Genomic DNA, 14,824 nt, shown 5'->3' on the forward strand with positions numbered 1-14,824 from the left:
TTATTCTTGAAGCATTCAGATCAGCTTACAGGAGACACCCATGAAAACCCACAAGATCGCCGTGATCGCCGGCGACGGCATCGGCAAGGAAGTCATGCCCGAAGGCCTGCGCGCCCTGGACGCCACCGCCAAACACTTCGGCATCCATCTCGAATTCACCACGTTTGAATGGGCTGACTGCGACTACTACGTCAAGCACGGCAAGATGATGCCGGACGACTGGCGCGCGCAACTTTCGGGCTTCGAGGCCATTTTCTTCGGTGCGGTCGGCATGCCCGACATCGTCCCCGACCACATCTCGCTGTGGGGCTCCCTGCTCAAGTTCCGGCGCGAGTTCGATCAGTACGTCAATCTGCGCCCGGTGCGCCTGATGCCCGGCGTGCCCTGCCCGCTCGCCAACAAGAAGCCGGGCGACATCGACTTCTACGTCGTGCGTGAAAACACCGAGGGCGAATACTCGTCAGTCGGTGGCAAGATGTTCGAAGGGACCGACCGCGAATTTGTGCTGCAGGAATCAGTGTTCACGCGCCATGGCACCGACCGCATTCTCAAGTATGCGTTCGACCTGGCCCAGAGCCGTCCTAAAAAACACCTGACCGCCGCCACCAAATCGAACGGCATCTCGATCTCGATGCCGTACTGGGACGAGCGCGTGGCCGCCATGGGCGAACAGTACGCTGATGTCAAATGGGACAAGTACCACATCGACATCCTGTGCGCACGCTTCGTGATCTCGCCCGAACGCTTCGACGTCGTCGTGGCCTCGAACCTGTTCGGCGACATTCTGTCGGACCTCGGCCCGGCCTGCACCGGCACGATCGGCATCGCACCGTCGGCTAACCTGAATCCGGACCGCACCTTCCCGTCGCTGTTCGAGCCAGTACACGGTTCGGCCCCCGACATCTACGGCAAGAACATCGCCAACCCGATCGCGATGATCTGGTCGGGCGCCATGATGCTCGAGTTCCTGGGCCAGGGCGACGCCAACTACACGGCTGCGCATGACGCCATGCTGGGCGCGATCGAGCGCTGCCTGGTCGAAGGCCCGCGCACGCCCGACATGGGTGGCACGGCCAATACCACCGAAGTCGGCCAGGCCGTCACGCGCTACCTCGAGACTTAAGCCACGCCTTGGTTGGCCAGTGTTATTGTGTGGGTCCTGACAGCACAATCACCCGGGGCCACCATGCAGCCGCACGAATCGACCGAACTGGAATACGTTGGCTTCTGGGCACGCACCGGCGCGGCGCTCATCGACAGCATCCTGGTGATGATCGTCGCGCTGCCGCTGCTCACTGCCATCTATGGCGCCGCGTATTGGAACAGCACAGAGATGGTCATGGGCCCGGCCGACTTCATCATCAACTGGCTCCTGCCGGCCGCCTTTGTACTCGCGCTATGGATCAAGCTCTCGGCCACGCCGGGCAAGATGGCCGTTGGCGCAATCATTGTCGATGCGCGCACCGGTGGCAAGCCAAGCACGCGCCAGTTCATCATCCGCTACCTGGGCTACTACGTCTCGATGATCCCGCTGATGCTGGGCATTCTTTGGGTCGGCTTCGACGCGCGCAAGCAGGGCTGGCACGACAAGATGGCCGGCACCGTCGTCGTGCGGCGCAAGGGCGGCGCGACGCAACCCGTCAAATTCGACGCCGCCGACCGCACCTGATCAATCGGTCAGCCTGCGCATCTGCGCAATCAGATCGGCCTTGCCTTCGAAGCCAATCCCCGGCAGATCGGGCATCGTGATGTGCCCATTCTCGACCTTCACGCCATCCGGGAACCCGCCGTAGGGCTGGAACAGGTCGGGATACGATTCGTTCCCGCCCAGTCCCAGGCCGGCGGCGATATTCAATGACATCTGGTGCCCGCCATGCGGGATGCAGCGCTTGGCCGACCAGCCGTGCTCCTTCAGCATGTCGAGCGTGCGCAGGTACTCCACCAGGCCGTAACTGAGCGCGCAATCGAATTGCAGCCAGTCGCGATCAGCGCGCATGCCGCCATGGCGGATCAGGTTGCGCGCATCCTGCATCGAGAACAGGTTCTCGCCGGTGGCCATCGGATTGCGGTAATAGTTGCGCAGCGTCGCCTGCAGCTCGTAGTCGAGCGGGTCGCCCGCTTCCTCGTACCAGAACAGATCGTACTGCGACAGCGCCTTGGCGTAGCGGATCGCCGTGTCCAGATCGAAGCGGCCGTTCGCATCGACCGCCAGCTTCTGCCCGTCACCCAGCACACTCAGGATCGAGTCGATGCGGCGCAGGTCTTCGTCGAGCGAGTCCCCGCCGATTTTCTTCTTGACCACCGTGTAGCCGCGATCGAGATAGCTGCGCATCTCGTCTTTCAGCTTGCCGTGATCCTGCCCCGGATAGTAATAACCACCGGCTGCATACACGAACACGCGGCGCTCCGGCTGGCCATTGCCATAGCGGTCGGCCAGCAACTGAAACAGCGGCACGCCCGCGATCTTGGCAGTCGCATCCCACACGGCCATGTCGATGGTGCCGATGGCCACCGAGCGCTCGCCGTGACCACCCGGCTTTTCGTTGGTGAACATCGTCTGCCAGATCTTGTGCGGGTCGAGGTTCGCACCCGTGTCGTCCTGCAGCGACGTCGGATCGGCCTCGAGGATGCGCGGGATGAAGCGCTCGCGCATCAGCGTGCCCTGGCCATAGCGGCCGTTGGAGTTGAAGCCGTAGCCGATCACGGGCTTGCCATCGCGGATCACGTCGGTCACCACGGCGACCACGCTCAGCGTCATCTTGCTGAAATCAATGTAGGCATTGCGGATCGGGGAGCTGATCGGAACGGTCTGCTCGCGGATGTCGACGATTCTCATGGCGGTGTCTCTCATGTGCTGGTTGAACGAGACACCAGATTATTCGCTGCGAAGGCGGTTATGATTGAATCCCGTTCACAAGATTCTTCACCCAAAGTGAATAATGACCTCGCCTCGCATCTCGAATTCTTTGTGCTGCTGGCGCGCCACGGCAGCCTGAGCGCCGCGGCACGCGCGCTCGACCTCACGCCGCCGGCCGCCACCAAGCGCCTGGCGCAGCTCGAAGCGCGCCTTGGCGTGCGGCTCGTGAACCGCACCACGCGCACCAGCAGCCTCACGCCCGAGGGCGAAACCTATCTGCACTACGCGACCCGCATCCTGGCCGACCTGCACGAAATGGAAGAAGCCGTATCGAGCACGCGCGCCGTACCGCGCGGCCTGCTGCGGGTGAATGCGTCGCTCGGCTTCGGGCGCACGGCGATTGCCCCGCTGGTGTCCACCTTCGCGCAGCGCTATCCGCAGGTGGAGGTGCAGCTCGACGTCACCGACCGGCCGGTGGACCTCGTCGCGAGCGGCATCGACCTGGCGATCCGCTTCGGCGAGTTGCCCGACCAGCGGCTGGTCGCGCGCCGCATCATGTCGAACAGGCGCCTCCTGTGCGCGTCGCCGCGCTACCTCGAACGGCATGGCATGCCCGCCAGCCTGGCGGATCTGGCCAACCATCGCTGCATCGTGCACCGGCAGAACGACGAGGCGCATGGGGTCTGGCGCCTGGAACATGAAGGCCGCGCAGTGTCGGTCAAGGTGCAGGGTCCGCTGTCGAGCAACGATGGCGACATCGTGCTGGGCTGGGCGCTCGATGGCCACGGCATCCTGGTGCGCTCGGAGTGGGATCTGGCAAAGTACGTCGACAGCGGCCGGCTGCGCATCGTGCTGCCCGGGTATGTGCAGCCCGAGGCCGACCTGTTCGTCGTCTATCCGAACAAGCGCCGGCAATCGGCGCGGGCACGCGCCTTCATCGATTTTCTGGTGGCGCACTTCGGGGCCTGACGTGGCGCTGAGCGGACGCAAAAACGGCCCCGATCGGGGCCGTTTTGCTGACAATACACCAGGGCCAGGGCCCAGCCCCGGTGATCGCCCTTACTTCACGGCCGCCGCTGCCAGCGCCGTCATGTTGACGATGCGGCGCACGGTGGCGCTCGGGCTCAGGATATGCACCGGCTTGGCCGCGCCCAGCAGGATCGGACCCACCGTCACGCCCTTGCCTGCTGCGACCTTGAGCACGTTGAACAGGATGTTGGCCGCATCCAGCGACGGCATCACCAGCAGGTTCGCGCTGCCCGAATAGCCTGCGTCGATCTTGTACAGATCACGGATTTCTTCCGACAGCGCAGCGTCGCCGTGGATCTCGCCGACCACGGCCAGTTCGGGCGACTGCTCGGCCAGCAGCGCGCGCGCTTCGCGCATGCGCTTGGCGGAAGGCCGCTCGGACGAACCCTGCGACGAGTGCGACACCAGCGCGGCCTTCGGCTCGAGGCCGAAGTGCTGCAGCGTCTCGGCTGCAAGGCGCGTGATGGCGGCCAGCTCCTGGGCGCTCGGCTGCTCGTTGACATACGTGTCGGTGATGAACAGCGTGAACTTGTCGAGCACCAGCGCATTCATCGCGGCCAGCACTTCGGCACCTGGCGCCACGCCGATCTCGCTGCGCACGTGCTCCAGATGGTCGTCGTAGCAGCCGGTCATGCCGCAGATCAGCGCATCGACCGTGCCCGCCGCCAGCAGGCGCGTGCCCTGCAGCGTCGTATCGGCTTCGGCCGCAATGACGGTGTAGTCGGCGCCTTCGCGCAGGCGCAGGCCCGCGTCCTTGATGGCGCGCTGCAGGACCGACGTGTCGCCGATCAGCACCGGATGGGCGATGCCCTCATCGACCACGGCTTGCACTGCGCGCAGCACGCGCGGCTCGGTCGCTTCGGCGTAGGCCACCTTGCGCACATCGGCGCGCGCCTTGTCGAACACCGGCTTCATGAAGAACCCGGTGTGATAGATCATCTGACCAAGCTTGTCGCGGTAGGCGTCCATGTCGGTGATCGGGCGCGTTGCCACACCCGATGCGGCGGCCGCTTCGGCCACGCGTGGTGCGATCGCGCCGAGCAGGCGCGGATCGAACGGCTTCGGAATGATGTACTCGGGGCCAAAGGCCAGGTCCTGGCCTTCATAGGCCAGCGCCACCACGTCGCTCGCTTCGGCTTCGGCCAGTTCGGCAATCGCCGTCACGCAGGCGAGCTTCATTTCGTCGGTGATGCGCGTGGCGCCGCAATCGAGCGCGCCGCGGAAGATGTACGGGAAGCACAGCACGTTGTTGACCTGGTTCGGGTAGTCCGAACGGCCCGTGGCGATGATGACGTCCGGGCGCGCGGCCTTGGCCACTTCAGGACGGATCTCAGGTTCGGGATTGGCCAGCGCCAGGATGACCGGCTTGTCGGCCATCGTCTTGACCATGTCGCCCGTCAGCACGCCGGCGGTCGAGCAGCCCAGGAACACGTCGGCGCCCTTGACGACATCGGCCAGCACGCGCGCATCGGTTGCCTGCGCATAGCGCGCCTTGTTTTCTTCCATATTGGCGTCGCGGCCCTGCCAGATCACACCGCGCGAGTCGACGACGTAGATGTTCTCCTGCTTGACGCCCAGCAGCACCATCATGTCCAGGCAGGCAATCGCTGCGGCGCCGGCGCCGGAGGCGACCAGCTTGATCTGGCCGATGTCCTTGCCGACGACTTTCATCGCATTGAGCAGCGCCGCGGTCGAGATGATCGCGGTGCCGTGCTGGTCGTCGTGGAAGACCGGGATGTTCATGCGCTCGCGCAGCTTCTTCTCGATGTAGAAGCATTCCGGCGCCTTGATGTCTTCGAGGTTGATGCCGCCGACGGTCGGCTCGAGCATCGCGATGGCGTCGATCAGCTTGTCCGGATCGAGTTCGTCCAGCTCCAGGTCGAACACGTCGACACCGGCGAATTTCTTGAACAGGCAGCCCTTGCCTTCCATGACGGGCTTGGCGGCCAGCGGACCGATATTCCCCAGGCCCAGCACCGCAGTGCCGTTGGTGATCACGGCCACCAGGTTGCCGCGCGACGTGTAATCGAACGCGGTGGCCGGATCGGCGGCGATTTCTTCGCAAGCGTAGGCCACGCCCGGCGAATAGGCAAGCGACAGGTCGCGCTGATTCGACAGCGGTTTGGTGGCGATGACTTCGATCTTGCCGCGGGTGGGGCTGCGGTGGTATTCCAGCGCGTCGATCCGCAGTTGGGTGTTCTGTGCTTCGTTCAGCGTACTGTCGGTGCTCATGTTCTTCCTATGCTTATTGGGTGATGCGGTGTGGGAGGCGGGGCCGCCACAAGGCGCGCGCGCAACGATCCTCCCATTGTTGGGCAAACATTCTAGCCGAACCGACACCATCGCGTGCGCGACCGGTTCTCGCACGATCGTTCACATTTTCTGCTCGTTCAAGAGTTCGATGAAGCGCGTTGCTGCCATGCCCAGCGGCCGTTCTTCAGTCCACACGATGTCGACGAAAAAGCGCAGCACGTTGGTGAGATTGGCCATGGGGATCTCGACCAGCTCACCGCCCTGCACGGCCTCGCGCACCTGGCTCGATGGCAGCCACGCCCAGCCCAGGCCCGCCTTGACCAGCGCCAGCGCGGCGATCGGGCTATCGGTCTTCCACTGCAGCGACGACATTGCGATGCGCTGGTCCACCTGGTCGGTGTCGCGTCCCGCCACGACGATCTGGCGCTGCAGCAGCAGATCGGTGTCGCGCACCTGCGCCTGCTCGGCCCCCTTGAACATCGGATGGGAGCGCGCCGCGACCGCCACCAGGCGCTCCTCGGCCACTTCCTGGAATGCCTGATACGGCGCCGCGCCGTATCGCTCAAAGACAAGTGCCAGGTCGGCGCGCCCGCTGCGCACCATGGCCAGCGCATCGGCCTGCGGCGCGGTCAGCACCTCGACCTGCAGCAGCGGATGCTCGAGCGCCAGCGCATGCAGCGCGGCGCTCCATGGCACGGTGTCCTGCAGTTCGGGCACGAGCGCCAGCGTCAGCGACGCTTCCAGGCCCCGGCTCAGTGACAGCGCATGCACGTTCAGGCGCTGCAAACCCTCAGCCAGCAGGCGCGCCTGTGGCAGCAGCGCCAGTGCCTGCGCGGTCGGTGTCGGGTTGCGGCCCGTACGGTCGAACAGCTGCACGTCAAGCTGCGCTTCCAGATTCGCGATCGCCATGCTGACGGCCGACGGCACGCGACCAAGTGCGCGTGCGGCCGCGGAAAACGAGCCGTGGTCGATCGCTGCCAGGAAGGCTCTTACGTTGTCGAGGTCAAACGCCATCGTTCAATTCCATTGATAGGTACTGACTTTTTTCATCACCGGATTCGACATAGTATCGGACCTCACGCAATCGGAGGCAATATGGTCTGGATACTGCTGGTCCTCGCAGGACTGTTTGAAATTGTCTGGGCCGTTGGCCTGAAATACACGGAAGGCTTCACGCGCCTGTGGCCAACGGTCGGCACGGTCGCCGCCATGATCGTCAGTTTTGGCCTGTTGGCCCACGTGCTCAAGACGCTGCCGATCGGTACCGCCTACGCGATCTGGACGGGAATCGGCGCCGTCGGCACGGCGCTGGTGGGCATCATCGTGCTTGGCGAATCGGCGTCACCGGCGCGGTTGGCGTGCATCGGCATGATCGCGGCGGGCATCGTCGGGCTCAAGCTCGTTTCTGCACACTGAGATCGATTCGGGGAATCAATCAAGAAATGACTAGGACATTCTTGAAAAGCCGTGTATCTTCAACGATGCACCACATCAAGTCGTTGTTATTGTTGGCTTTTCTCTCCCGCCTCGCCTCCTCCGGCAGTCCAGTTTGATTCCCCCGCTTTTATCTTCTCTTGGTTGAACGTGCGTATTGGGCGATTTTGCCCATGTCACTGCAAAGGAATTCAACATGACTACCCAAACCGGCACCGTAAAATGGTTCAACGACGCAAAAGGCTTCGGCTTTATCACGCCTGATGGCGGCGGCGACGATCTGTTCGCGCACTTCCAGGATATTCAATCGGAAGGCTTCAAGAGCCTGGCCGAAAATCAGCGCGTGTCGTTCGAGCGCTCGACCGGCCCTAAAGGCGAAAAAGCCGGCAACATCTGCGCAATCTGATGCTGCTGTCGTGACGCCGCAGCGCGCACCACGCAGATAGCGTGGGCGCAGCCGCAGCGCACACTGAAAAGCCCGCCTGTTGGCGGGCTTTTTGCTGTCTGGGCGTTCGGGGGTCGTTGAACGCGTGGACGGGAAACCCGTCCACCCTACGTCAGGTCGGTGGCGTGACGACTGCCCCTTGCCGTAGGGTGGACGGCTGTGCCGTCCACGCGTTCAATCACGTTCACAAACTACTCAGGAACTCGGTCGCATCCGGCCGCGCGCGGGGCGCCTTGACGGTCGACGCCGTACCCAGACCGATGAAGCAAATGGCCCGCTCGTGCGCCTCGAGCCCCAGCAAAATGCGCATGCCCGCAAAATCCATCGCTGCGCCGCTGGCCAGGCCACTTGCAAAGCCAAGCAGTTGACCAGCCACCAGCATGTTCTGGATGGCGCAGCCGAGCGACACGAGTTTTTCGTGCGCCGGGATGATGGTGCCCGGTTCGTCGCGCAGCACCGCCACCAGCAGGCATGGCGCGCGCAGCGCCTTGTCGTGCGCCGTAGCGAGCGCCTCGTCGCCGCAGGCCGGGTCGCGCGCCAGTACGGCGGCAGCAAACACGTCACCCAGCAGATGCCGCTTGTGCTGCGGGATCAGGATGAAGCGCCACGGTCGCAGCAGGCCATGGTCGGGCGCCTGCGCGCCGGCTTCGACGATATGCAGCAGGGCCGCGTCGTCCGGGCCGGGCGCAACGAGGCGGCGCAGCGTGTAGTTGCGCCGCGCGGCCAGGATGGTCAGGAAATCGTCGGCGCCAGCCGGATACTCGGTTTGCATGGCGCCAGTATAGCGACAGCGCCGCCGATGCGCCGGGATGGGACGAACTGACGGTGCGCAGAGAATTCACGCTCAGTACACGTCGCGCCGGTAACGCCCCGCGTCGATGAGGCGATCGCGCCCGGTCTCGCCGAGAATCGCCGCGAGCGCCGCATCGACCTCCCCCGCCATGCCCTGCAGGCTGCCGCAGACGTGGATGACCGCATCGCGCTCGACCCATTCGTGCAGCGTGTCGGCGCGTGCGCGCAGGCGGTCCTGCACATACTCGGGCGCGTCGTCGCGCGAAAATACCAGATCGCATTCCGGCAGCGCGCCGGCGGCGCGCCACGCGGCGATCTCGCCGATGCACAGGCTGTCGAAGGCGCGCTGACGTTCGCCGAACAGCAGCCAGTTGCGGTGCTGCCCGGCCAGCACGCGGCTGCGCAGGTGCGCGCGCAGGCCGGCCATGCCCGAGCCGTTGCCGATATAGATGCAGGGCCGCGCATCCTGCGGACCATGGAAGCCCGGGTTCGTCGCCAGCCGTGCGTGGACCATCCCGCCGACGGCGAGGTGCGCAGTGAGCCAGCCGGATGCCAGGCCCATGCCCTGCTCGTGGCGCTGCTGGCGCACGAGCAGCGTCAGTGCGCCATCCTGCGGAATGCCGGCGATTGAATAGCGGCGCGGCGCCAGGGGCTTGAGTGCATCGGCACATTCCTGGGTCGATGCGAACGGATGGCCGGCGCCGGGCAGCTCGCTCCAGGCCAGCGCGTCGCGCAGCGTCTGGGGGTTGCCCTGCCAGGTCACGCGCGCCGCGCCATCCAGGCCGCTGGCCGCCAGCCAGGCGTCGACGGTCGCCGATGTGTGGCGCGCCGCGACATCAAGCAGGTCGCCGGCCTGCCACTGCTGATCTGCCGTCGTCTGCAGCACGATTTCATACAGCGGCGCGCCCAGGCTACCGGGATTCAACAGCGTGCGCGCGACAAGGCGCCAGTCGGTCATCGGTGCCGGGTCATTGGCAGCGGGCTGCGTGCCGGCGGCCGCACCCAGTGTGCCCAGCGCATGCATCCAGCGGCCCAGCGCCGCGGCGTCGCCCTGGTCGACATCGATCCGCGGGAACAGCGCCGTGGCACCGAGCGCGCCCAGGCGCTGGTCGAGCGCGATCCCATAACCGCAGTAGCGCGCGTAATTGCGGTCGCCCAGCGCCAGCACCGCGTACTTGCACCCGGCCAGCGCCAGCGGCCCTGCATGCAGCTCGCGTGTGAAACGGCGCGCGGCATCCGGCGCCTCGCCGTCGCCGAAGGTTGCCGCCACGAACAGCGCGTGGTCGTAGCCAGCCAGTTCGCCCGGACTGAGCGCCGACACCGCACGCAGATCGACCGCGCGGCCACCGGCGCGCAGCGCCGCGGCGCTGTGCAGCGCGATCCGTTCAGCCTGACCGCCCTGGGTCGCAAAGGCCAGCAGAATCGGTGCGCCGGCGCCTGGCGTGGTGGGTTCGCTCGTCATGGCCAGGGCCCGTTCGCGCGCCAGTGCGCGCTGTTGGCGGCGCCGGCCCAGGTACAGCAGCCAGCCGGTGATGGCAAAGCCGGGCAAGGCCAGGCTGGCGAGCATCATGATGACCCGCCCCGGCAGGCCGAAATAGCTGCCCGTGTGCAGCGGCCGGATCGTGGTCAGGGCGCGCTGGCCGACTGTTTGCGCGCCATAGGGTTCGTTCTTGAGCAGTGCGCCGTCGCTGGCGCGCAGCGACATGCGGTTGCGGGCGCGCTCGTGCGGGCCGTCCTGCGCAATCCACGTCAACTGGTAGGCACCGCCGCCGCGTTCCTGCAGGCGGATCGTCGCACTGGCCCAGTTCGGGGCGTGCGCGAGGAAGGTGTTCCAGGCCGGATCGAGTGCGGCCGGACCATCCGGCTCCGCTGCGCGCTTGCGTGGCTGCACCTTTGTTTCGTTCGCGGCCCGGCGCTCGTTGCCGGCCCAGCCCTGCACCGTGTCGCGCACGACGTCAAAACTCCAGTAGATGCCAGTGCCACCGACGATCAGATAAGCCACCAGCGCCCAGGTGCCGGCAATCGCGTGCAGCGCCCACAGGAACGAGCGGCCCCGCAGGCTGGTATTGAAGGTCAGCCACGTGCGCCAGTTGGCGGGTTTGCGCGGCCAGCGCAGATACAGGCCGCTGAGCGCGAGACCCACCAGGCACAGCGCCAGAATGCCCAGCACGAGGCGCCCCGGCGCGCGCGGCAGCAGCAGCCAGCGATGCAGTTCCTCGACCCAGTTGAACGCGGCCTCGAAACGCAGCGCCGGCAACACGGCGCCAGTGTACGGATGCACGCGCACGTCCGGACCGCGCCGCTCGCCCGGCGGCGCGGCAAAGCGCACCAGCGCCGTGCTGCCCGGATCCGCTTCCAGCACGATGCTCACCACACGCTCCCCGGGACGTGTGCGCTGCGCCGCCTGCAGCAACAGTGAGGGTTCCAGGGGCGGACGTGCTTCGGCGTCGACCGTCATGACGCCCGGATTGAACACGTCGAGCAGTTCATCCTCGAACGCCATGATCGCGCCGGTCAGCCCGATGACGGCCAGCAGCGTGCCGGCCGTGATGCCGACGAACCAGTGCAGCTGGAACCAGACCGCGCGCAGCGACGGCAGGCGCCAGCGACTCACAGCGCGACCTTCATCGACAGCTTGATCAGGCGCGGCAGGCCTGCGCTCAGGCGCGTGCCGGCGCCGGCCCAGTACTGTTTGTCGGCCGCATTGTCGACATTGAGTTGCCACGTGGTGCGCTTGCCAGCGAACTGGCCGATGTAGCGCGCGCCCACGCCCAACAGCGTCGTGCCGCCCAGCCAGGCCTGGTTCAGGTCATTCACTGGCCGCCGGCCCGTGTAGTACGCGCCGCCCGTCAGCGCCAGGCCCGGCACCGCATCGAGGTCCCAGGCCACGAACGTGCTGGCGGTGCGGCGCGCCGCATTTTCGGGCAGCTTGCCGTCGTACGCGGTGTTGATATTGCGGAAGGCCGGATCGAGCCACTGGGCCGACGCCTGCCAGGCCACACTGCGCAGGATGCGGCCCTGCGACGACAGCTCCAGGCCGCGGTAGCGCTGCTCGCCGTCGGCGGTGAAGACATTCGCGGTGTTGGTGTAGTAACCGGGGCGCTCGATCTCGAACAATGCCGCCTGCGTCAGCAAGCCGCCGGCCGTGCGCCAGCGCGCGCCAACTTCGCGTTGCTTGCTTACGCCCGGCGCCATGCGCGTGCCCTCGTTCGCAGTGCCGGCCGGTGCGGCCTCGCCCTCTTCCAGGCCTTCGGCCACCGATGCATACACGGAGAGATCGTCACGCAGGCGGTAGACGACGGCCGCCATCGGCGTCGTCTCGCTCGCGTCGTAGTCGTTCACGCCCTGCGTGCTGCGGTAGTCGACGCGCCGCACGCCACCGATGAATTGCCAGCTGCCCATGCTGATGCGATCGACCAGGTACAGGCCCTGGTCGCGCGAATCGAGGGCCGCCGTCGTGGGCGTCGCCGGCCGCGCACCGACCGAGAAGTTCGTCACCGGCAGCGGCGCATACAGGTTCTGTGCGGGGATCATGTAGTTGGTCTGGAAGATCGGCGCCTGCCCCTTGTCGGTATCGCTCGCGCCGAGCGTCACCTCGTGCGTCAGGGAACCCGTGCGCAACTGGCCCGCCAGTTCAGCGCGCAGCATGCGCGAATCGACGTCGGCATGCTGCAGGTTGCCGGTGATGCGCCCGGCCCCGGTCGCGACGCTCGCCGCATTATTGAAGCGGAAGATCGGCAGCGAGCGGTCGCGCTTCGTTTCGGCGTGTCCCGCTTCGAGCGTCAAGGCCCAGGCGTCATTCAGTGCGATGTCTGCGCGCAGCTGCGCGTTGCGTGCATGCGTTTCAAACCTGGCCCAGTCGGGGCCGACGGGACGGCGCGGATCGACCGCGCGCGGCAGCGTGATCACCCCGCCCACGGCCGGCGGCAGATTGACGCCGGCCTGCTCGGTCACGCGGCGCTTGTCGTATTCGAGATCGGCGCGCAGGCGCACGCGGGCATTCACGCGCCAGTCGAATGCGCCGGAGGCGAAGCCGCGGTTGCCGTTGCCGACGCCATCGAGGTGCGAACCAAGTGTGCCGCCGGCTGCGTTGATGCGCACGCCGAACGCGTCATCAACACCAAAGCGGCGCGCAGCGTCGAGCGTGGCGACGACCGTCCCGTTGCTGTCGACCTGGGCGCCGACGGTCGTCAGCGGCGTGCTGCCGGCGCGTTTGGTGACGAAGTTGACGACGCCGGCCGGCGACGTGAAGCCGTAATACAGCGCCGTCGCGCCCTTGAGCACCTCGACGCGCTCCTTGTTCTCCATCGACACCTGGCCGAAGTTCATGATCGGCAGTGAGCCGTTGAGGCGGTAGTTCGTGCGGTTTTCGACAGCGATGCCACGGATGACCAACTGGTCCCACGTGTCGCCACCGTTCTGCTGGCGCGTCACGCCAGCCGTATTGCGCACTGCGTCATACAGGCCGGCAGCGCCTTGCAGCTCAAGCACGTCGCGCGTGATGACGTTGACGGTAGATGGCACATCCATCACGTCACTGCCGCGAAAGCTCCCGGCTTCGACAGTGTTGGGCATGAACCCCTGCGCCTTCACGGCGGTTACGCGCACTGCCGGCATGGCGCCACCATCGGCTTCCTGCGCCATCGCTGCCGCCAAAAACGCATGAGGAAACACCAGGGACAGGGCAAGAACGAGGCGCGATGGACGCAGGGAAAGGGACAGGGACATGAGAGGAAGCAGCAATCAGGAGCAAACCGAGATTCTATCGTGAATGAGAATCATTTTCAATGACGGCTGCAGGCACACCGATACTTGCTGCAGATGCACACCGTGCACCGGCAGTACCTATCGCCTTTTTTGATGGAGGCATCAGAAAACGTTATTTACGTGCGCATGTCATTCAATTCTATGATGACCTGACTGCATCGAACGCCACGCGCGGGGAAGCCTCGATCACAAAAGCCCATAACAGGAGACACGCATGCCGACACACGCAATCACACGCAGGGTACTGACCGCCGCAATTGCCCTGCTCGCTTCAAGCGCCGCGCTTGCCGCCGACTATCCGGAGAAAACCATCACCCTCGTCGTCCCGTTCTCGGCCGGCGGGCCTACCGACGTCGTGGCCCGAATCCTCGGACAGACCATGGCGAAGTCGCTCAAGCAATCGATCATCGTGGAAAACGCCCTTGGCGCGGGCGGTACGCTGGCCGCCGGCCGCATCGCGCGCGCCACGCCGGATGGCTACACGCTGCTGCTGCACCATAACGGCATGGCCACCAGCACCACGCTGTACCGCAAGCTCGCCTTCAACCCCATGACCGACTTCGAGTACATCGGCCAGGTGGCCGACGTGCCGATGGTGCTCATGGCGCGCAAAGATCTGGCGGCCAATACGCTGCCTGAGCTGATCGCGATGATCAAGTCGAAAAAGGACGCGATGACGATGGGCCACGCGGGTCTGGGCGCCGTGTCGCACCAGTGCGGGATGCTGTTCCTGAGCGCGATCGGCGTGCCGCTGACGACCGTTCCCTACAAGGGCACGGCGCCGGCGTTGAGCGATATGCTGGGCGGCCAGATCGACCTGCTGTGCGACCAGACGACGCAGACGACGTCCTACATCCGCACCAACCGCGTCAAGGTGTACGGTGCGACGACAAAGACGCGCATCCCGTCGCTGCCGGCCCTGCCGACGCTGGCCGAACAGGGCATGGCCGGTTTCGAGATGTATGTGTGGCACGGGATGTACGCACCAAAAGGCACGCCGCCAGCGGTGGTAGCGCGCATTGGCACCGCGCTGCGCGAGGCGCTCAACGATCCGAACGTGAAGGCGCGCTTTGCCGAACTGGGCGCCGAGCCGGTGTCGGATGCAAAGGCCACGCCGGAAGGACTGCGCACACACCTGAAGGCCGAGATCGACAAGTGGGGCCCGATCTACAAGAAGAACGGCGCGTTCGCCGACTGAGTCGCGCAACGCAAAAAGCCCGTGCCGCCATCATGGTGGCGCGGGCTTT

General features: G+C 65.7%; 12 protein-coding genes. 6 read left to right on the forward strand and 6 right to left on the reverse strand.

All coding sequences use genetic code 11. The features are described 5' to 3' along the window. Nucleotides 1–40 precede the first annotated feature (40 nt). Nucleotides 41–1,123, forward strand: a complete 1,083-nt coding sequence (locus AC56LW_RS00440) for a tartrate dehydrogenase (protein WP_499630574.1) — start codon at nucleotides 41–43, stop codon at nucleotides 1,121–1,123. Between the two features lie 63 nt (nucleotides 1,124–1,186). Continuing rightward, nucleotides 1,187–1,669 (forward strand): RDD family protein, encoded by a 483-nt coding sequence (locus tag AC56LW_RS00445; RefSeq protein WP_499630577.1) that lies wholly within the window; start codon nucleotides 1,187–1,189, stop codon nucleotides 1,667–1,669. Here the strand turns inward: AC56LW_RS00445 and AC56LW_RS00450 are convergent, their stop codons facing one another. Next, nucleotides 1,670–2,836 (reverse strand): mandelate racemase/muconate lactonizing enzyme family protein, encoded by a 1,167-nt coding sequence (locus AC56LW_RS00450; protein WP_332530833.1) that lies wholly within the window; start codon nucleotides 2,834–2,836, stop codon nucleotides 1,670–1,672. It lies immediately after the preceding gene. Between the two features lie 96 nt (nucleotides 2,837–2,932). Here AC56LW_RS00450 and AC56LW_RS00455 point away from each other — a divergent pair, with 96 nt between their 5' ends. After that, entirely contained in the window at nucleotides 2,933–3,826 is an 894-nt protein-coding gene (locus tag AC56LW_RS00455) for a LysR family transcriptional regulator (RefSeq protein WP_499630581.1), read from the forward strand. Nucleotides 3,827–3,916: 90 nt separating this feature from the next. Here AC56LW_RS00455 and AC56LW_RS00460 read toward each other — a convergent pair whose 3' ends face one another. Together AC56LW_RS00460 and AC56LW_RS00465 are read right to left on the reverse strand one after the other, a co-directional pair. Further along, nucleotides 3,917–6,118 carry an NADP-dependent malic enzyme gene (locus AC56LW_RS00460; protein ID WP_499630583.1) on the reverse strand — a complete coding sequence of 734 codons (2,202 nt, stop codon included), beginning with the start codon at nucleotides 6,116–6,118 and terminating at the stop codon, nucleotides 3,917–3,919. Between the two features lie 141 nt (nucleotides 6,119–6,259). After that, nucleotides 6,260–7,153, reverse strand: coding sequence for a LysR family transcriptional regulator (locus AC56LW_RS00465; RefSeq protein WP_499630586.1), 894 nt, complete (start codon nucleotides 7,151–7,153; stop codon nucleotides 6,260–6,262). Nucleotides 7,154–7,234: 81 nt separating this feature from the next. Here AC56LW_RS00465 and sugE point away from each other — a divergent pair, with 81 nt between their 5' ends. Together sugE and AC56LW_RS00475 are read left to right on the forward strand one after the other, a co-directional pair. Beyond that, nucleotides 7,235–7,555, forward strand: a complete 321-nt coding sequence (sugE, locus tag AC56LW_RS00470; RefSeq protein WP_258834692.1) for a quaternary ammonium compound efflux SMR transporter SugE — start codon at nucleotides 7,235–7,237, stop codon at nucleotides 7,553–7,555. A 214-nt stretch (nucleotides 7,556–7,769) separates the two neighbouring features. After that, nucleotides 7,770–7,979 carry a cold-shock protein gene (locus AC56LW_RS00475; protein WP_258834693.1) on the forward strand — a complete coding sequence of 70 codons (210 nt, stop codon included), beginning with the start codon at nucleotides 7,770–7,772 and terminating at the stop codon, nucleotides 7,977–7,979. A 223-nt stretch (nucleotides 7,980–8,202) separates the two neighbouring features. Here AC56LW_RS00475 and AC56LW_RS00480 read toward each other — a convergent pair whose 3' ends face one another. The 3 genes from AC56LW_RS00480 to AC56LW_RS00490 form a co-directional block, all read right to left on the reverse strand. Continuing rightward, the gene (locus tag AC56LW_RS00480; protein ID WP_499630589.1) at nucleotides 8,203–8,790 is read right to left on the reverse strand and encodes a nitroreductase family protein; all 588 of its coding nucleotides are present in this window, start codon (nucleotides 8,788–8,790) and stop codon (nucleotides 8,203–8,205) included. Nucleotides 8,791–8,862: 72 nt separating this feature from the next. Further along, nucleotides 8,863–11,424, reverse strand: coding sequence for a PepSY domain-containing protein (locus AC56LW_RS00485; RefSeq protein ID WP_499630591.1), 2,562 nt, complete (start codon nucleotides 11,422–11,424; stop codon nucleotides 8,863–8,865). After that, nucleotides 11,421–13,538: a TonB-dependent siderophore receptor gene (locus AC56LW_RS00490; protein ID WP_499630594.1), complete on the reverse strand. Its 2,118-nt coding sequence runs from the start codon at nucleotides 13,536–13,538 to the stop codon at nucleotides 11,421–11,423. Before AC56LW_RS00490 ends, AC56LW_RS00485 begins: the two co-directional genes overlap by 4 nt. Before the next feature lie 253 nt (nucleotides 13,539–13,791). Here AC56LW_RS00490 and AC56LW_RS00495 point away from each other — a divergent pair, with 253 nt between their 5' ends. After that, the gene (locus tag AC56LW_RS00495; RefSeq protein ID WP_499630596.1) at nucleotides 13,792–14,775 is read left to right on the forward strand and encodes a tripartite tricarboxylate transporter substrate-binding protein; all 984 of its coding nucleotides are present in this window, start codon (nucleotides 13,792–13,794) and stop codon (nucleotides 14,773–14,775) included. The last annotated feature ends 49 nt before the right edge of the window (nucleotides 14,776–14,824 follow it).

It is taken from the genome of Telluria sp. LT2P80, from assembly GCF_059685955.1.